Consider the following 16,392-nt stretch of genomic DNA (forward strand, 5'->3'; position numbering starts at 1 on the left):
CTTTTTGAATAATTGGAATCTGACCCCAATTTCTGCAGCCGGGCTCACACCTCCTCGCTCCAGCAAAAGCCGTCGCGCGCGATCATGGCGCTCGCGGCGCTTGGGCCCCAGCTGCCGGCGGCGTAGGGGCGCGGGCCTGTGGGGTCGCGGCGCCAGTGCTCGAGGATGGGTTCGACCCAGCGCCAGGCTTCTTCCTGCTCGTCGCTGCGCACGAACAGGTTCAGGCGCCCGGCGATCACGTCGAGCAGCAGGCGTTCGTAGGCGCCCACGCGCTCGGTGCCGAAGCGCTGGGCGAAGTCGAGGTTCAGGCTCACTGGCGTGAGGATGGTTTCGACGCTCTGCGCTTGCGTCGCGCCCTGCGCGAGCAGGCGCAAGTCCAGGCCGTCCTGCGGCTGCAGGTGGATCACGAGGCGGTTGGCCGCGTCCACCGGGGTTTTGAAGATGTGGTGCGGCACGGGGCGAAAGTGCACCATGATCTGCGCGCTGCGCTCGGCCAGGCGCTTGCCGGTGCGCAGGTAAAACGGCACGCCCGCCCAGCGCCAGTTCATGATCTCGGTGCGCAGCGCGACGAAGGTTTCGGTGTTGCTGTCCGGCGCCACGCCTTTTTCTTCACGGTAGCCGGGCACGGGCTGGCCGCGCACCATGCCTGCGGCGTATTGGCCGCGGATCACGTTCTGGCCTATGGTGGCCTCGTCCCAGGGCTTGAGCGATTGCAGCACCTTGAGCTTTTCGTCGCGGATGGCGTTGGCGCTGGCGTTGATCGGCGGCTCCATGCCGATCGCGCACAGCAGCTGCAGCGCGTGGTTTTGGATCATGTCGCGCAGCGCGCCGGTCTGGTCGTAAAAGGCGCCGCGCGTTTCCACGCCCAGGTCTTCGGCGATGGTGATCTCGATGTTGGCGATGGTCTCGCGCCGCCACAGCGGTTCGAACAAAGCGTTGCCAAAGCGCATCGCAAACAGGTTTTGCACCGAGGGCTTGCCCAGGTAATGGTCGATGCGAAAGACCTGGTCTTCGCGCAGCACGCGGCGCAAGGTGGCGTTGATGGCCTGGTTCGAGGCCAGATCGTGCCCCAGCGGTTTTTCGAGCACCACGCGCGTCGCCGGGCCGTTGAGCCCTGCGGCGGCGATTTGCTCGCACACGGTGGTGAACAGGCTGGGCGCGGTCGCCACGTACATCACCACGGTGTCGGCCTGGCGCGCCTGCAGCAGCGCGGCGAGCTGCGCGTAGTCCTGCGGCTGCGACAAGTCCATGCGCAGGTAGTGCAGCAGCTGCGCAAAGCGTGCGAATTCGTCGGGCGTAGGGCGTTTGGCGAGCTCGACCTTGTCGAAGCGCTCGTACATCAGGCGGCGGTATTGTTCGTCGCTGAGCGTGTCGCGCGCCACGGCGATGATGCGCCCGCCTGCGGGCAGCGTGCCGTGGCGAAAGGCCTGGAACAAGGCCGGCATGAGCTTGCGCCAGGCCAGATCGCCCGTGCCGCCGAACAAGACGAGGTCGAATCCCATGGGGTGCTCCTGCGCGTGCGGCCATCCGTCACGAAAGGCCCTGCGGCGCAGTGTACCCTTGCCATGTGGCATGCGGCTGCCCCGGTGTGTCATGCCCTTGCAGCGCCTGCCAATACTCTGAAAATGGAAGCTGCTTGCGCCTTACCCATAAGCCTTGGAGTGCTTTTTGACCATGAACCCTACGAGCTCCCTGCCGCCCTTTGTGCCCTGCGACCACGCGCCCGAGTGGCCGCGCCTGCAAGCCTTGTTTGCCGCGCAGGGGCCAGGCTTCGACCTGCGCCGCGCCTTTGCCGAAGACGCGGGGCGCTTTGCGCACTTCAGCCAGGAGGCGCCGCACCTGTTCGCCGACCTGTCGAAGAACCTCTGGAACCGCGAGGCCGAGGCGCTGCTGCTCGCGCTCGCGCAGTCTTGCCGCCTCGCCGAGCGGCGCGATGCGATGTTTGCGGGCGCACCCATCAACACCACCGAGGGCCGCGCCGTGCTGCACACCTTGCTGCGCCGCCCCAAAGGGCTGGCGCTGCCCGGCGACTTGCCGCAGGTGGCGCAGGAGCTCGCGCAGGTGCACGCCACGCTCGACGCGATGCTCGCCTACGCCGAGGCGCAGCGTGCCGACGCGGCCATCACCGACGTGGTCAACATCGGCATCGGCGGCTCCGACCTCGGCCCGCAGATGGCCGTGCTCGCGCTCGAGGCGCAGCGCATTGCGGGCAAGCGCTTTCATTTCGTCTCGAACGTCGATGGGCACGAGCTGCACACCACGCTGCAGACGCTGCGCCCCGAGCGCACGCTGTTTCTGATCGCCTCCAAGACCTTTACCACCATCGAGACCATGACCAACGCACATTCGGCGCTGGCCTGGTTTGCCGCGCAGGGCGGGCGCGACGTGGCGCGCCACTTTGCGGCGCTTACTACCAATGTTGAAGCGGCGCGCGCGCTGGGCATCACCACCACCTTCGGCTTTTGGGACTGGGTGGGCGGGCGCTATTCGCTGTGGTCGGCCATCGGCTTGTCGCTCGCGATCGCCATCGGCGCCGAGGGCTTTCGCGCGCTGCTCGCGGGCGCGCACGCGATGGACGAGCACTTTCGCAGCGCGCCTTGGGCCGCCAACCTGCCCGTGCGCTTAGGCTTGCTCGACCTGTGGTATCGCAATTTTCACGGCTTCACGAGCCGCTGCGTCGCGCCCTACCACGCGGCGCTGCGGCGCCTGCCCGCGTATTTGCAGCAGCTCGAAATGGAGAGCAACGGCAAGCGCGTGGGGCTGGACGGCAAGCCGCTCGCGCTCGGCACGGCGCCTGTACTGTGGGGCGAGCCCGGCACCAACGGCCAGCATGCGTTTTTCCAGATGCTGCACCAGGGCAGCGACGTGGTGCCGCTCGAATTCATCGCCGTGCGCACGCCCACGCACCCGCTGCCCGGCCACCACGAAAAGCTGCTCGCCAACGCCCTGGCGCAGGCGCAGGCGCTGATGCAGGGCAAGATGGTGGGCGACGGGCACCGCGACTTTCCGGGCAATCGGCCCAGCACCTTCATCGTGCTCGACGCGCTCACGCCCACCGCGCTCGGCGCCTTGCTCGCCCTGCAGGAGCACCGCGTGTTCGTGAGCGGCAGCCTCTGGGGCATCAACAGCTTCGACCAGTGGGGCGTGGAACTCGGCAAGGTACTCGCGCGCGAGCTCGAGCCGCGCCTGGCAAGCGGTGACGCGACGGGCCTGGACGCCTCGACCGCGGGGCTGTTGCAGCGGTTGCGCCGCCGAGAGGGAGTGTGAATCCGTGCAGCTCTTCCAGTCCCTGCCCGTTCCTTTGCAGACCGTGCTGCTGCTCGTGGCCAGCAATGTCTTCATGACCTTTGCGTGGTACGGGCATCTGAAGAACCTTGCCACCGCGCCCTGGTATGTGGCCGCGCTCGTGAGCTGGGGCATCGCCTTGTTCGAGTACCTGCTGCAGGTGCCGGCAAACCGCATCGGCTTCACCCGGTTCGACGTGGGGCAGCTCAAGATCCTGCAGGAGGTCGTCACGCTCACGGTGTTCATGCCGTTTGCGGTGTTCTACCTCGGTCAGCCGCTGCGTTGGGACTACCTCTGGGCGGCACTGTGCATGGTCGGTGCGGTGCATTTCGTTTTTCGCGGGGCCTGACGCAGAGCAGCAGTGGTTTCGCAGCTCGGTTTTCCGCGCAATCTGCGCGGTTAAACTCGTGTGTCACGAAATTGTCACAAGTCTTCACCCTCGCCGACCCGTCTTGGGCTCGCGAAACCCATGTTTTCCCACAGGAGCCCCGCCCATGCTGTTTGGCAAGCTGTTGCCACGCGAAGGCAATTTTTTCAAGATGTTCGACCAGCATGCCGAGCGCATCGTCGAGGCTGCCCATGCCTTTGCCCAGTTGGTGGCGCATTACAACGACCTGCACCTGCGCGAAAAATACAACCAGGATGTCGATAACGCCGAACGTGCCGCGGATCGCGTAACGCACGAGGTCAACAAAAGCATCCACAAGACCTTCATCACACCCATAGACCGCGAGCAGATCCACTCGCTCATCAACACCATGGACGACGTGGCCGATTTGATCCAGGACTCGGCCGAGACCATGGCGCTGTATGACGTGCGCCACATGACGGTCGAGATTTCGCGCCTCACCGATCTGAGCGTCAAGTGCTGCGAGCGCCTGCGCGACGCCGTGCACCTGCTCGAAAAAATCGCCGAGCCCGCCGTGGCCGAGGCCGCACTCAAGACCTGCGAAGAAATCGACCGCCTCGAAAGCGATGCCGACCGCGTGATGCGCGCGGCCATGAGCAAACTGTTCCGTGAGGAACCCGATGTGCGCGAGGTGATCAAGCTCAAGGCCATCTACGAGCTGCTCGAAACCATCACCGACAAGTGCGAAGACGTGGCCAACATCATCGAGGGCATCGTCCTCGAAAACTCCTGAGCAGGGCAGGGAGCCAAGGCGCATGCAAACCGTCCCTACAGCCCTTTGGGTGGTGATTCTGCTGGTCGCGCTCGCGATCCTGTTCGACTTCATGAACGGCTTTCACGACGCCGCGAATTCGATCGCCACGGTCGTTTCTACCGGCGTGCTCAAGCCTGCGCAGGCGGTGTTGTTCGCGGCGTTTTTCAACGTGGTGGCGGTGTTCGTGTTCCACCTCAGCGTGGCCGCCACGATCGGCAAGGGCATCGTGCAGCCAGGGGTGGTCGATACCCACGTGGTGTTCGGCGCCCTCGTGGGTGCCATCACCTGGAACATCGTCACCTGGCTGTACGGCATTCCGAGCAGCTCCTCGCACGCACTCATCGGCGGCATCGTGGGCGCGGTGATCGCCAAGACCGGCGCGGGCGCGCTGATTGGCGCGGGCATCCTCAAGACGGTGCTGTTCATTTTCGTCTCGCCGCTGCTCGGCTTTTTGCTCGGCTCGCTCATGATGGTGCTGGTTGCCTGGATTTTCCGGCGCACGCGCCCGAGCCGCGTCGACCATTGGTTTCGGCGCCTGCAACTGCTGTCGGCGGGCGCGTACAGCCTTGGGCATGGCGGCAACGACGCGCAAAAGACCATGGGCATGATCTGGCTGCTGTTGATCGCCACGGGCTATGCCTCTGCGGGCGATGCGGCGCCGCCTACATGGGTCATAGTGAGCTGCTACCTGGCCATAGGCCTGGGCACCATGTTTGGTGGCTGGCGCATCGTCAAGACCATGGGCCAGCGTATCACCAAGCTCAAGCCCGTGGGCGGCTTTTGCGCGGAAACGGGCGGGGCGCTGACGCTGTTTCTCGCGACCGCGCTCGGTATTCCGGTGTCGACCACGCACACCATCACGGGCGCCATCGTCGGCGTAGGCTCGACGCAACGCGCAAGCGCGGTGCGCTGGGGCGTGGCGGGCAACATCATCTGGGCGTGGATATTGACCATCCCGGCGAGCGCCTTCGTCGCCGCCATTGCGTATTGGCTGAGCTTGCAGCTTTATTGATTGCTCTTCTATTGATAGCTTTTGGCGCTTGATGGATAAGCGCTAAAGCCATGTTTCATTAGTATTTTCGAGCTCACTGCGAAATGCGGCGTGCCTCTTCGATCTGGTACTCGAAATAACGCTGAAAGCTGAACGCGATGCTCGCCATCAGCACCGCCGTGCCCACCATCAGCGCGCCCGCGATGGCGAAGATCGTGAACCAGTTCGTGCGCCCAGGTGCGGCGTCGGGCGCGATCTGCGGGTTGAAGCGCGCGTTCCATTTCTCGGGCGTCATGAGCCCGTACAGGATGGCGCGCAGCGCGCAGCCCGCGATCGTGAAGCCCAGCAGCGGGATCAGCAGCCAGCTCAGCGCGTCGTCCTGCCCCAGCTGCTGCACGCGCTCCATGCCATAGAGCCCGAGCGCCGTGGGAATGGGCAACAGCCAGCCAAGCCAGTCGCCCAGGCCGTGCAGGTAAAAACGGTGCAGCCCCAGCGGCCCGCCCACGAAGGCGAGCCAGGCGGCGATGGTTTTGTTCTTGGTTGTGGGTTTTTTCGTGGACATGGTGCGCGATTATTCCGGCGAACTGCGGTCGCCATCGCCCAGGGGCTTTTCCATGAGCACGATGTCGCGCCAGGCGCCAAACTTCCAGCCGGCCGAGCGCACGATGCCCACGTCGGTGAAACCCAGCGCCCGGTGCACGCCGATCGAGCCCGCGTTGGCCGAGTCGCCGATCACCGCGAGCAGCTTGCGCACGCCGCGGGCCTTGCATTGCTCGACCAGCCCCGCGAGCAGCACCCGCCCCAGCCCCTGGCCGCGTGCCGCGTCTGCGAGGTAGATCGAATCCTCGCAGCAATAGCGGTAGGCCGGGCGCGGCTTGAACCAGTTGGCGTAGGCAAAGCCCAGGACTTGCCCCTCGTTTTCCGCTACCAGCCAGGGCAGCCCGCGGGCTTGCACCTCGGCGTGGCGCCGCAACATTTCGGCGGCGTCGGGCGGCTCGATTTCGAAGGTGCCCGTGCCGTGCAGCACATGGTGGGCATAGATGGCGGTGACGGCAGCCAGGTCGTCAGAGGAGCAGGGGCGGATGGAGAGCATGGAGTGCGAGCGGGGAAAACCAGGAATGTCAATCGGCCGGACTCGATATAATCAGCGGCTTTGCAGCGTGTGGCTGGCTGGGTGGTCATGCCGCGTGTCTCAACGCTGCGCAATCGCCGTTTTGGGTCATGGCTTTGGCTCAGGGCGGCATGAAACCGAGGCTCGACGCATACAGACGGTTTTTGCTGGGTTTGTGGCGCGAGTTTTTGTACCCCCGAGGATAAATCAACATGGTCGTCATTCGACTCTCCCGCGGCGGCTCCAAGGGCCGTCCGTTTTACAACATCGTCGTTGCCGACAAGCGTGTGCGCCGCGACGGGCGCTTCATCGAGCGCTTGGGCTTTTACAACCCCGTAGCCAAAGAAGGCGAAGAGGGTTTGCGTATCGCCCAGGACCGGCTGGCCTACTGGAAGAGTGTGGGCGCACAAGCCTCGCCCACGGTCGATCGCCTGATCAAGCAAGCTGCCAAGCAGGCAGCCTGAGCTTTGGCGCGCGCAGCGGGCTCCGTTGGCTCGGGCTGACGGGCCCGTTTTTTCTTTTCCCTGGGGCTTCGTTCCTTCTTTGTTATGTCCGCCGCCTTGCCGCTCGATCTGGTTGACCTGCCCGCCGACGCCGTGGAAGTCGGGCGCATCGCGGACGCGTGGGGTGTGAAGGGCTGGTTCAAGGTGCTGCCCTACAGCGCCGCGCCCGAGGCCTTGTTTTCGTCCAAGCGCTGGTACTTGCAGCCCGCAGAGCGCGGCGTGCGCGGCTTCGAAGGCACGCGCCTGTTGCGCATCCGCGAGGCCAAGGAGCACGCGGACACCATCGTCGCCTGGGCGCAGGACATCCCCGACCGCGGCGCTGCCGAAGCCCTGCGCGGCGCGCGCGTCTTCGTGCCGCGCTCGAGCTTCCCGAGCACCGGCGCCGACGAATACTACTGGGTCGATCTCATCGGCCTGGCCGTGGTCAACCGTGAAGGCGTGGAGCTGGGCGAAGTGCGCGAACTGCTCTCCACAGGCCCGCAAACCGTGCTCGTGCTGAGCTACCAGCAAGAAGGCAAAGCGCAAGGAGTCGGTCGGACTTTGGGCGTCGAAAGCGAGAATGCGCCCCAGCGAGGCCAGTTTTTGCCGGATTCGCCGCTCCATAGTGGTGCTATGGGGCAAGAAGACAGTAAAAAATGGGCCGCTGCGGCGCATTCGCAGCCGACGATTCCAAAGTCCGACAGGCTCCTAGAGCGCATGATTCCCTTCGTCTCGGCCTACGTCGATCGGGTCGATCTCGCGGCGCGGCGCATCTTCGTCGATTGGCAGCCCGATTACTGAGCCCCTTGGGCCCCGATAGTCTTGCTCAGACTGCCGCATGCGCTTCGACATCATCACCTTGTTCCCCGAGCTGTTTGCGCCCTTTCTGGCCATTGGCGTGACGCGCCGCGCCTACGCCAGTGGCCAGGTGCAGGTGCAGTTGTGGAACCCGCGTGACTATGCCGAGGGCGCGTACCGCCGCGTCGATGACCGGCCCTTCGGCGGCGGGCCGGGCATGGTGATGCTGGCCGAGCCGCTCGCGCGCTGCCTTGCGGCAATCCGCGCGGCGCGGCGCGAAGGCGAAGGCGCACAGGCGCCTGTGCTGCTGTTTTCGCCTATAGGCAAGACGCTGAACCAGGCGCAGGTCGAGCGCTGGGCCGCGAGCAGCGGCGCCATCCTGCTGTGCGGCCGCTATGAGGGCATAGACCAGCGCTTCATCGACGCGCACGTCGATGTGCAGATCAGCCTGGGTGACTTTGTGCTCTCCGGCGGCGAGATCGCCGCCATGGCCCTGCTCGACGCCGTGGCGCGCTTGCAACCCGGCGTGTTGCACGACGCCCAAAGCCACGCCTACGACAGCTTCAGCCAGGCGCTCGATGGGCTGCTCGACTGCCCGCACTACACCCGCCCCGAAGAATGGGCCGGTCGCGCCGTGCCCGCCGTGCTGCTGTCCGGCCACCACGCCGAGATCGAGCGCTGGCGGCGCGCCGAGCGTCTGAGCCTCACGGCCAGGCACCGCCCCGACCTGATCGATGCGACGCGTACGGCGGGGCGCCTGAGTGCCGAGGATGAGGCCATTCTTGCAAAAACCCTGCAAGAAAATACGGCGGGCTTGCTATAATCGCCGGCTTTTCGATCCTCTGTCCGGCCGTTTTGCGAGCAAAATCGCATAATTGCTCTTGTAAAACATCGAAGCGTCAATCCCGGCGCAGCCACTCTTGGCGCGGACATGATCCTTGGATGGCACACATGAACCTGATTCAAATCCTCGAAGCGGAAGAAATCGCCCGCCTCAACAAGAACATCCCCGAATTCGGCCCCGGCGACACCGTGGTCGTGAACGTCAACGTGGTCGAAGGCACGCGCAAGCGCGTGCAGGCCTACGAAGGCGTGGTCATCGCCAAGCGCAACCGCGGGCTCAACAGCGGCTTCACGGTGCGCAAGATATCCAGCGGTGAAGGCGTTGAGCGCACTTTCCAGACCTACAGCCCGCTGATCGCGAGCATCGAAGTCAAGCGCCGCGGCGACGTGCGCCGCGCCAAGCTCTACTACCTGCGCGAGCGCAGCGGCAAGTCGGCACGCATCAAGGAAAAGCTGCCGGCACGCAAGGCCTCGGCCAGCGCTGCAGCCGCCGAATAAGCCGCAGGCGCCATCGCGCACAAGCCGCTACAGTAGGTGCTGTAGCGGCTTTTTTATTTGTGCCGCGGCTTTTACTCTTTGCCGTGACTTCTTCTGACTCTTCCTCTACCAACGCGCGCGCGCCTTCCTTGACCCAGCCTGGTTTCGATCCGCGCCAAGTTCCTGTTTCCGGTATTGATACCCACTTGCCTGCCGTGCCAGCGCAACTGCAGACGCCCGAGGCCCTGCGTGCGCGCTTTGCCATGCCGCCGCAATGGACGCCCGAAGTGGCGCAGGAGCCGGTGTTTGCCAACCGCCCGCTGGCGCAGGCGGCGGTGCTGCTGCCCATCGTCTTGCGCGACGAGCCCACGGTGTTGCTCACACAGCGCACGCCGCACCTGTCTTCGCATTCAGGGCAGGTGGCCTTTCCGGGTGGGCGTGTCGATCCTGAAGACGCCTCGCTCGTGCATACCGCCTTGCGCGAGGCGCAGGAAGAGGTGGGGCTGCCGCCCGAGGTCGTCGAAGTGCTGGGTTTGCTTCCAACCTACATCACGGGCTCGGCCTTTGCCGTCTCGCCCGTGGTGGCGCTGGTACAGCCGCCAGGTCAGCTGCAGCCAAACCCGCATGAAGTGGCCGAGGTTTTCGAAGTGCCGCTGGCATTTTTGCTGAACCCGGCACACCATCGGCGCCATGTGTACGAATCTGGCGGAATCCGGCGTGAATGGTTCTCCATGCCCTATGAATATGGAAGCAAGAGCTACTACATCTGGGGCGCCACGGCAGGCATGCTGCGCAATTTTTACCGGTTTCTGATGGCCTGAGAGGCTGAGAGTCTTTCGTCCACTGCCGCCTTGCACACCAAAACACCCCCGCTCATCGTTGCAAATGCTCGCCATAGCCCGAGCTATGGCTGCGCTTTGCGCCTCGATCGGTGGCGTTTTGATGCGCCTTTCGGCCACGGCCGAAAAACTCTCAGTCTCTGAGGTGCAGCGGGCGATGGGCGCTCGCCCGACCTCAGTATGATTCCGGCCCATGAGCTTTTTCGCCATTTTGCTGGCCTTGCTGATCGAGCAGGCGCGCCCGCTTGCCCGTAGCAACCCTATCCATGCTGCTTTGCGCGCCTGGGTCTTGACCGTGGGCCGCAACTTCGACGCCGGCAAAGCCCACCATGGCTGGGTGGTGTGGAGCCTCACGGTGCTGCCGCCCGCATTGCTGGCGCTGCTCGTGCACTGGCTGCTGCTGGAGTGGGTGGGCTGGCCTGTGGCGGTGCTGTGGAACGTGGCCGTGCTCTACGTCACGCTGGGGTTCCGCCAGTTCAGCCACCACTTCACGCGCATCCGTGATGCCCTCGAAGAAGGCGACGAAGACACGGCACGCGCGCGTCTCGCGCATTGGCAGCAGGTCGATGTCGGTGACTTGCCGCGCAGCGAGATCGTGCGCCATGTGATCGAATATTCGGTGCTGGCCGCGCACCGCCATGTGTTTGGCGTGCTCGCCTGTTATTCCTTGCTGGCGGCTTTCGGCCTCGGGCCCGCGGGGGCCGTGCTCTACCGCATGGCCGAATTTGTCGCGCGCTTTTGGCGCCACAAAAACGTCAGCTTGGTCCAGCCGGCAAGCGAGGCTTTGCAGCGCGCGGCAATGCAGGCGTGGGCATTCATCGATTGGCTGCCGGCCCGCTTGACCGCGCTCAGCTTTGCCGTGGTGGGTGACTTCGAGGAGGCCGTGGAGGGCTGGCGTTTTTATGCGCAGCGTTTTCCGAACGACAACGACGGCGTGATCCTGGCAGCCACGGCGGGCGCGATCGACGTGCGCCTGGGGGGCGCCGCGCTCAAAGCCCGTGCCGAAGTGCCGTCGTTGCAGGACTTCGAAGCCGATGCGGACATGGGCGACAGCGGCAGCACGCCAGGGCGCGAGGCCGAACTCGGTCATTTGCGCAGTGTGGTGGGCTTGGTGTGGCGCTCGGTGGTCGTCTGGCTGCTGTTGCTGGCCTTGCTGACTTTGGCGCGCTTGCTCGGCTGAGGGCACACAAAGTTACGTCCTTTATGCGCCGTGGTGCTTGGGCCCGCGCCTGGTTTGCTCCAAACGGCGGCCATCACTTTTTTGGGAGGAACATCGTGAAGCTTCGATTTTTGGGGTGCCCTGCGTGGGCCGGCGCTTTGGCCTTGACGGCTCTGACAGTGGCCCATGGTGCCCACGCGCAGACTTACATCAACGCGACCGTCGGCGGCGAACTGTCGCCGGGCGTCTATGGCCGCGTCGATATCGGCAACGGGCCGCCACCTGCGGTGATCTATCCGCAACCGGTGATCATCCATCGCCCTGCCGTGCTGCTGCCGCGCTCGCCGATCTATCTCTACGTGCCGCCGGGCCATGCAAAAAACTGGAGCCGTTACTGCTCTCGCTACGCCGCATGCGATCAGCCAGTGTATTTTGTGAAAGAGCCGTCGCGCCGCGCGCCTCCAGCCTATGGGCCAGCGCCTGCGTACCGTCACGATGGCTACGGCCCCCACGAGAATCCTCATGACCGTGGGCGCAAAAATGGCCGTGATCATGGGGACGAGCGTGGCAAGGGCCATGGCAATGGCCGTGGAAACGGGGCCGGCCGCCACGACTGAGCCGGGCGCTGTGGAGGCCGGTTCCTGGGTCCCGGTTCTTCTTTCCCGCCTCCCGGCGCTACTCCACCACTTCACCGCGCAGCGCGCGCACTTCGGCGCGCAGCACGCGCACATCCTCGCGCAGCAAAATGAGTTCCTGCATCAGCGCTTCTTCGATCTGATTTTCTTCGACCTCCACCTTTTTCTCGACGAAGATCGCCGCGAGCGAGGCCGTGGCGATCGACAGCACGGCCAGCCCGAGCAGCACCACGATGACGGCAAACACGCGCGAAAAATGGGTGCTCGGAACCAGATCGCCATAACCCACCGTGGCGGCGGTGGTGAAGGCAAGCCATAAGCCGTCTGAAAAGGTTTCGACCTGGGGGTCGAGCATCCAAAAACCCATGCCGCCCAAGCCCAGGATCAGCGAACACAAAATCAGTGAATAAACCACGCCCTGCCGGGCCAGGTGGATTCTTTTGGATGGGGCGGGTCGTTTCATGGTGGCAGTGGGGGCGCGCATGCGGTATGCCCGCACATTATTGATTGCCTGGCTGAGCGACAATAGCCGCGCCGCATTCACTATGCTTTTGGGAATTTTCTACGATGAAACGCTTCTGGCTGCTGTTTGCCCAAACCGTTACGGTATGCGTCGCGGTGTATTTCGTGATCGCCACCTTGCAGCCAGGCTGGGTACGGCAATCTCCCTGGTCATCCGGGGCCGGCGTGGCGCTGTTCGAGGCACCACCCAGTGCCAGCACTGCGCCCCCGCCGGGGAGCTTCCGTGCCGCGGTGCACAAGGCCCTGCCGGCCGTGGTGAGCATCACCACGAGCAAAGAGGTGCGCACTCCACGGGCCAACGACCCGTGGTTCCGCTTTTTCTTCGGTGACATCCCCAACCAGACCCAGATCGGTTTGGGCAGCGGCGTGATCGTCAGCGCGACAGGCTACGTCCTCACCAATAATCACGTCGTCGAAGGCGCGGACGAGATCGACGTCTCGCTCATGGACGGGCGCCGCAGCCGTGCGCGCGTGGTGGGCACGGACCCGGACACCGACCTTGCCGTGCTCAAGATCGACCTCGACAAACTGCCCGTGATCGTGCTGGGCCATTCCGACGGCCTCGATGTGGGCGATCAGGTGCTGGCCATAGGCAACCCTTTCGGCGTCGGCCAGACCGTCACGGGCGGCATCGTGAGCGCGCTGGGGCGCAACCAGCTCGGCATCAACACGTTCGAAAACTTCATCCAGACCGACGCTGCGATCAACCCGGGCAACTCGGGTGGCGCGCTGATCGACGTGCAGGGCAACCTCGTGGGCATCAACACCGCCATTTATTCGCGTTCGGGCGGCAGCATGGGCATAGGCTTTGCCATTCCCGTGGCCACGGCCAGGCAGGTGCTCGAAGGCATCGTCAAAGAGGGCCAGGTGACGCGCGGCTGGATCGGCGTGGAGCCCAATGAACTCTCGCCCGAACTGGCCCAGACCTTCGGCGTCAAGGCAAACCGGGGCGTGATCATCACGGGTGTGTTGCAGGGCGGCCCGGCCGCACGCGCGGGCATACGCCCTGGCGACGTGATTTTGCAGGTGGACGGAAAGCCCGTTTCGCACGTGCCCGAGCTGCTCAACATGGTCGCGGCGCTCAAGCCGGGGGCACCTAGCACTTTCGCCGTGCAGCGCGGTGATGAAACGCTGGAGCTCAAGGTCGTGCCGGACCTGCGCCCGCGCATGCCACGCCCGGCGCTGCGTTAGTCAGCTGTCGGTCAGCTGTTTCCAGGGCGAGAATCTGCCGCGCCAGTGTGTCTATGTGCGCTGGCGTGAGGGCCTCCGTGTTCACAGTGTGGCGTTGCGGCCATTGGTAAAGGTGGGTGTTTTGCGAGCGCGCGTACAGCGGGTCGTAGTGCAGCGCTATCAGCTCGGCAAACAGTGGCGCCAAGGCGCGCTCCTGCGCCCAGGCTTGCCAGCGTGCGATCACCTGCTTGCCGTGCAATTCCTTGAGCGCCGCGATGCGCTTGGCCAGCAGCGCGGGGTCGTCGCCCAGGTGCGCGTAGTCGCGCAGCAAAAAATCCAGCCGTGCGGGCGTGTCGGCCTGGATTTCGATGCAAGGGCTGGCGCGCAGGCGCTGCACCAGGGGCTGCGGCACATTCAGGCAGCCTATGCGTGCGCTCTCGGCTTCGATGAAGATGGGGCGGCGCGTGTCCAGCGCCTGCATGGCATGTGCGAGCCGGGTTTCAAAGGCGGTCTGCGTGGGCTGGGCCACGCCGGGCAGGGCGCCCAGCACCGAGCCGCGGTGCTGCGCGAGCGCTTCCAGGTCCAGCACCTGCGCGCCTTGCGCCGCCAGCGCCTGCAGCACACGCGTTTTGGCGCTCCCCGTGGGGCCGCAGAGCACGCGCAGGTCGAGCCGCGGCGGCAGGGTTGCTAGCTGGTGCAGCACGTGCCGGCGCCAGGTCTTGTAGCCGCCCGCCAGTTGCTGGGCATCCCAGCCCACCATGCGCAGCCAGGTCACCATAGCGCCGCTGCGCAGACCGCCGCGCCAGCAATACACGAGCGGACGCCATTGCGCCGGGCGCTCGGCAAACTGCGTGCGCAGGTGGTGCGCCAGATTGGCCGCCACCATGGCCGCGCCCACGCGCCGCGCCTCGAAAGGGCCTTGCTGTTTGTAAAGAGTGCCGACGATGCGGCGCTCTTCGTCATCGAGCACGGGGCAATTGATGGCACCGGGGATGTGGTCGCGCGCAAATTCTGCCGGCGAGCGTGCGTCGATGATGGCATCGAAGCGGTGGAGCGCATCCACGGAAACGGGGCCACGCTGGTTCATGGCCATGGCGCAAAAGCAAGGGCTGGCAAAATGACTGGCACTATGACGGAGTTACAAAACATTCGACTGACGCAATTTGCGCATGGAGGTGGCTGCGGCTGCAAGATCGCGCCGGGCCTGCTCAGCGAGATTCTGGCACGTGCGCCGCAGGGCCTGGTGCCGCCCGAGCTGATCGTGGGCACCGAAACCAGCGACGACGCGGCCGTGTACCGGCTGAACGCCGAGCAGGCGCTGGTGGCGACGACGGACTTTTTCACGCCCATCGTCGATGATCCGTATGACTTTGGCCGCATTGCCGCCACGAATGCGCTCTCCGACATCTACGCCATGGGCGCGCGCCCCATTTTGGCGCTCGCGCTCGTGGGCATGCCCATCGCCAAGCTGCCGCCCGAAGTCATAGGCCGCGTGCTCGAAGGTGGGGCGGCCGTGTGCCGCGACGCCGGCATCCCCATTGCGGGCGGGCATTCGATCGACGTGCTCGAGCCGATCTACGGTCTGGTCGCGCTGGGCCTGGTACACCCCGAGCGCGTGCGCCGCAACGCCGATGCGCAGCCGGGTGACGCGCTCGTGCTGGGCAAACCGCTGGGCGTGGGCGTGCTGTCGGCCGCGCTCAAGCAAGGGCTGCTGGACGAAGCCGGCTACGCCGAGATGCTGCGCCACACCACCCAGCTCAACCGCGTGGGCGCGGCGCTGGGCGAGCTCGCGGGCGTGCACGCGATGACCGACGTCACCGGCTTTGGTCTGGGCGGGCATTTGCTTGAAATGTGCCGCGGCTCGGGCCTGTCGGCACGCCTGCATCTGGCGCAACTGCCCTTGATTGCCGCCGCCCAGGGCTTTGTCGCGCAAGGCGTGGTCACGGGCGCGTCGGGCCGCAACTGGGCATCGTACGGCGCGCAGGTGCAGTGGCCCGAGGCCGCCCCGCCGTGGTTGCGCCACATGATCACCGACCCGCAAACCAGCGGCGGCCTGCTCGTGAGCTGTGCGCCCGAGGCGCTGGGCGCGGTGCTGCAAGCCTTCCACGAAGCAGGCTTTGCGCACGCCGCCGCCATCGGTGAAATGTGTCAACCATTGGAAAGCTCGGCAGCGGGAATTGAGTGCGTGCTCTGAATGAGAGAGCGAACGGGCGGCCCGGCAGCAGCCAGCCCCCGTGCAGGGGTACGAAGCGCTACCGCTGGGTCTATCAGGATTCAGGCGGCGCGCGCTGGCGGTGGCGCTTCCAGCATGCGCGCCACGTAGCGCGCAATCAAGTCCACTTCGAGGTTCACGCGCGCACCGGCCTGCAGATACTGCAAGGCCGTGTTCTGCACCGTGTGCGGGATCAGGTTGATGCTGAGCTCGCAGCCAGCGGGCAAGTCGGCGGTGCGGTTCACGGTCAGGCTCACGCCGTTGACGGTGATCGAGCCCTTGTAGGCCAGATAGCGCGCGAGCTCCTGCGGCGCCAGGATGCGCAGCTCCCAGCTTTCGCCCACGGGCGCAAAGTGGCGCACCTGCCCGATGCCATCGACGTGGCCCGAAACCAAATGGCCCCCGAGCCGGTCGTTGGCGCGCAGGGCTTTCTCGAGGTTCACCGGGCCCGGCGCGTCGAGCCCCGCGGTCTTGGCGAGCGATTCGGCCGAGACATCGACGCTGAATTGCTGCTGCGCCGCGTCCAGCGCGGTCACGGTCATGCAGGCCCCGTTGAGTGCGATGCTGTCGCCCAAACCCACGTCGTCGAGGTAGTGCGCCGGGGTTGCGATGGTCAAGCGCTTGCCATGCGTGGGCGAATCGCCCAGGGTTTGCACGGTGGTGATGCGGCCTAGGCCGGTGATGATGCCTGTGAACATGGCGCTA

General features: G+C 65.3%; 19 protein-coding genes. 13 read left to right on the top strand and 6 right to left on the bottom strand.

Features of this window, described 5'->3' with window-relative positions:
* Positions 1-44 precede the first annotated feature (44 nt).
* A complete protein-coding gene (gene zwf, locus FK527_RS01735) occupies positions 45-1,502 on the bottom strand; it encodes a glucose-6-phosphate dehydrogenase (RefSeq protein ID WP_144729045.1) in 1,458 nt (485 codons plus the stop codon).
* A 172-nt stretch (positions 1,503-1,674) separates the two neighbouring features.
* On the opposite strand from zwf, the gene pgi reads away from it, so the two are divergent.
* From pgi to FK527_RS01755, 4 genes are all read left to right on the top strand, one after another.
* Entirely contained in the window at positions 1,675-3,267 is a 1,593-nt protein-coding gene (gene pgi, locus FK527_RS01740; RefSeq protein ID WP_144729047.1) for a glucose-6-phosphate isomerase, read from the top strand.
* A gap of 4 nt (positions 3,268-3,271) precedes the next feature.
* Positions 3,272-3,634: a DMT family protein gene (locus FK527_RS01745; RefSeq protein WP_144729049.1), complete on the top strand. Its 363-nt coding sequence runs from the start codon at positions 3,272-3,274 to the stop codon at positions 3,632-3,634.
* Positions 3,635-3,779: 145 nt separating this feature from the next.
* On the top strand, positions 3,780-4,427 hold the full coding sequence (locus FK527_RS01750) for a DUF47 domain-containing protein (protein WP_144729051.1): 648 nt from the start codon (positions 3,780-3,782) through the stop codon (positions 4,425-4,427).
* A gap of 22 nt (positions 4,428-4,449) precedes the next feature.
* Complete coding sequence (locus tag FK527_RS01755; protein ID WP_144729053.1) at positions 4,450-5,460, top strand: inorganic phosphate transporter; 1,011 nt, start codon at positions 4,450-4,452, stop codon at positions 5,458-5,460.
* A 73-nt stretch (positions 5,461-5,533) separates the two neighbouring features.
* Here the strand turns inward: FK527_RS01755 and FK527_RS01760 are convergent, their stop codons facing one another.
* Both FK527_RS01760 and FK527_RS01765 read right to left on the bottom strand, forming a co-directional pair.
* Positions 5,534-6,001, bottom strand: coding sequence for an NINE protein (locus tag FK527_RS01760; protein ID WP_144729055.1), 468 nt, complete (start codon positions 5,999-6,001; stop codon positions 5,534-5,536).
* 9 nt (positions 6,002-6,010) lie between these two features.
* A complete protein-coding gene (locus tag FK527_RS01765; RefSeq protein WP_144729057.1) occupies positions 6,011-6,532 on the bottom strand; it encodes a GNAT family N-acetyltransferase in 522 nt (173 codons plus the stop codon).
* Positions 6,533-6,762: 230 nt separating this feature from the next.
* Here FK527_RS01765 and rpsP point away from each other — a divergent pair, with 230 nt between their 5' ends.
* From rpsP to FK527_RS01800, 7 genes are all read left to right on the top strand, one after another.
* Positions 6,763-7,014, top strand: coding sequence for a 30S ribosomal protein S16 (gene rpsP / locus FK527_RS01770; protein ID WP_144729059.1), 252 nt, complete (start codon positions 6,763-6,765; stop codon positions 7,012-7,014).
* 84 nt (positions 7,015-7,098) lie between these two features.
* On the top strand, positions 7,099-7,833 hold the full coding sequence (rimM, locus tag FK527_RS01775) for a ribosome maturation factor RimM (protein ID WP_144729061.1): 735 nt from the start codon (positions 7,099-7,101) through the stop codon (positions 7,831-7,833).
* 37 nt (positions 7,834-7,870) lie between these two features.
* Complete coding sequence (gene trmD, locus FK527_RS01780; protein WP_144729063.1) at positions 7,871-8,653, top strand: tRNA (guanosine(37)-N1)-methyltransferase TrmD; 783 nt, start codon at positions 7,871-7,873, stop codon at positions 8,651-8,653.
* Positions 8,654-8,781: 128 nt separating this feature from the next.
* Positions 8,782-9,171, top strand: coding sequence for a 50S ribosomal protein L19 (rplS, locus tag FK527_RS01785; protein WP_144729065.1), 390 nt, complete (start codon positions 8,782-8,784; stop codon positions 9,169-9,171).
* A gap of 185 nt (positions 9,172-9,356) precedes the next feature.
* Positions 9,357-9,971 carry a CoA pyrophosphatase gene (locus tag FK527_RS01790; RefSeq protein WP_342778949.1) on the top strand — a complete coding sequence of 205 codons (615 nt, stop codon included), beginning with the start codon at positions 9,357-9,359 and terminating at the stop codon, positions 9,969-9,971.
* A 211-nt stretch (positions 9,972-10,182) separates the two neighbouring features.
* A complete protein-coding gene (locus tag FK527_RS01795) occupies positions 10,183-11,169 on the top strand; it encodes a CobD/CbiB family protein (RefSeq protein WP_144729069.1) in 987 nt (328 codons plus the stop codon).
* A gap of 143 nt (positions 11,170-11,312) precedes the next feature.
* A complete protein-coding gene (locus tag FK527_RS01800; protein ID WP_246072620.1) occupies positions 11,313-11,765 on the top strand; it encodes a hypothetical protein in 453 nt (150 codons plus the stop codon).
* 58 nt (positions 11,766-11,823) lie between these two features.
* Here the strand turns inward: FK527_RS01800 and FK527_RS01805 are convergent, their stop codons facing one another.
* Positions 11,824-12,246: a potassium channel family protein gene (locus FK527_RS01805; protein ID WP_144729071.1), complete on the bottom strand. Its 423-nt coding sequence runs from the start codon at positions 12,244-12,246 to the stop codon at positions 11,824-11,826.
* Positions 12,247-12,350: 104 nt separating this feature from the next.
* On the opposite strand from FK527_RS01805, the gene FK527_RS01810 reads away from it, so the two are divergent.
* The gene (locus FK527_RS01810) at positions 12,351-13,496 is read left to right on the top strand and encodes a trypsin-like peptidase domain-containing protein (protein WP_144729073.1); all 1,146 of its coding nucleotides are present in this window, start codon (positions 12,351-12,353) and stop codon (positions 13,494-13,496) included.
* Here FK527_RS01810 and mnmH read toward each other — a convergent pair.
* On the bottom strand, positions 13,444-14,562 hold the full coding sequence (gene mnmH / locus FK527_RS01815; protein WP_144729075.1) for a tRNA 2-selenouridine(34) synthase MnmH: 1,119 nt from the start codon (positions 14,560-14,562) through the stop codon (positions 13,444-13,446). The genes FK527_RS01810 and mnmH overlap by 53 nt on opposite strands.
* A 42-nt stretch (positions 14,563-14,604) precedes the next feature.
* Here mnmH and selD point away from each other — a divergent pair, with 42 nt between their 5' ends.
* A complete protein-coding gene (selD, locus tag FK527_RS01820) occupies positions 14,605-15,669 on the top strand; it encodes a selenide, water dikinase SelD (RefSeq protein ID WP_144729077.1) in 1,065 nt (354 codons plus the stop codon).
* A gap of 80 nt (positions 15,670-15,749) precedes the next feature.
* Here selD and FK527_RS01825 read toward each other — a convergent pair whose 3' ends face one another.
* Entirely contained in the window at positions 15,750-16,385 is a 636-nt protein-coding gene (locus FK527_RS01825) for a riboflavin synthase (protein ID WP_144729079.1), read from the bottom strand.
* Between the last annotated feature and the right edge of the window lie 7 nt (positions 16,386-16,392).

The organism is Extensimonas perlucida, from assembly GCF_007655255.1.
GTDB lineage: Bacteria > Pseudomonadota > Gammaproteobacteria > Burkholderiales > Burkholderiaceae_C > Extensimonas > Extensimonas perlucida.

Bases quoted from the DNA above. Each gene is read 5' to 3' on its own strand.
- FK527_RS01765 (WP_144729057.1), bottom strand. From the start codon at position 6,532: ATGCTCTCCATCCGCCCCTGCTCCTCTGACGACCTGGCTGCCGTCACC.
- FK527_RS01795 (WP_144729069.1), top strand. From the start codon at position 10,183: ATGAGCTTTTTCGCCATTTTGCTGGCCTTGCTGATCGAGCAGGCGCGC.
- FK527_RS01760 (WP_144729055.1), bottom strand. From the start codon at position 6,001: ATGTCCACGAAAAAACCCACAACCAAGAACAAAACCATCGCCGCCTGG.
- zwf (WP_144729045.1), bottom strand. From the start codon at position 1,502: ATGGGATTCGACCTCGTCTTGTTCGGCGGCACGGGCGATCTGGCCTGG.
- trmD (WP_144729063.1), top strand. From the start codon at position 7,871: ATGCGCTTCGACATCATCACCTTGTTCCCCGAGCTGTTTGCGCCCTTT.
- FK527_RS01805 (WP_144729071.1), bottom strand. From the start codon at position 12,246: ATGAAACGACCCGCCCCATCCAAAAGAATCCACCTGGCCCGGCAGGGC.
- FK527_RS01810 (WP_144729073.1), top strand. From the start codon at position 12,351: ATGAAACGCTTCTGGCTGCTGTTTGCCCAAACCGTTACGGTATGCGTC.
- rpsP (WP_144729059.1), top strand. From the start codon at position 6,763: ATGGTCGTCATTCGACTCTCCCGCGGCGGCTCCAAGGGCCGTCCGTTT.
- rplS (WP_144729065.1), top strand. From the start codon at position 8,782: ATGAACCTGATTCAAATCCTCGAAGCGGAAGAAATCGCCCGCCTCAAC.
- FK527_RS01750 (WP_144729051.1), top strand. From the start codon at position 3,780: ATGCTGTTTGGCAAGCTGTTGCCACGCGAAGGCAATTTTTTCAAGATG.
- FK527_RS01825 (WP_144729079.1), bottom strand. From the start codon at position 16,385: ATGTTCACAGGCATCATCACCGGCCTAGGCCGCATCACCACCGTGCAA.
- pgi (WP_144729047.1), top strand. From the start codon at position 1,675: ATGAACCCTACGAGCTCCCTGCCGCCCTTTGTGCCCTGCGACCACGCG.
- rimM (WP_144729061.1), top strand. From the start codon at position 7,099: ATGTCCGCCGCCTTGCCGCTCGATCTGGTTGACCTGCCCGCCGACGCC.
- FK527_RS01755 (WP_144729053.1), top strand. From the start codon at position 4,450: ATGCAAACCGTCCCTACAGCCCTTTGGGTGGTGATTCTGCTGGTCGCG.
- mnmH (WP_144729075.1), bottom strand. From the start codon at position 14,562: ATGAACCAGCGTGGCCCCGTTTCCGTGGATGCGCTCCACCGCTTCGAT.
- selD (WP_144729077.1), top strand. From the start codon at position 14,605: ATGACGGAGTTACAAAACATTCGACTGACGCAATTTGCGCATGGAGGT.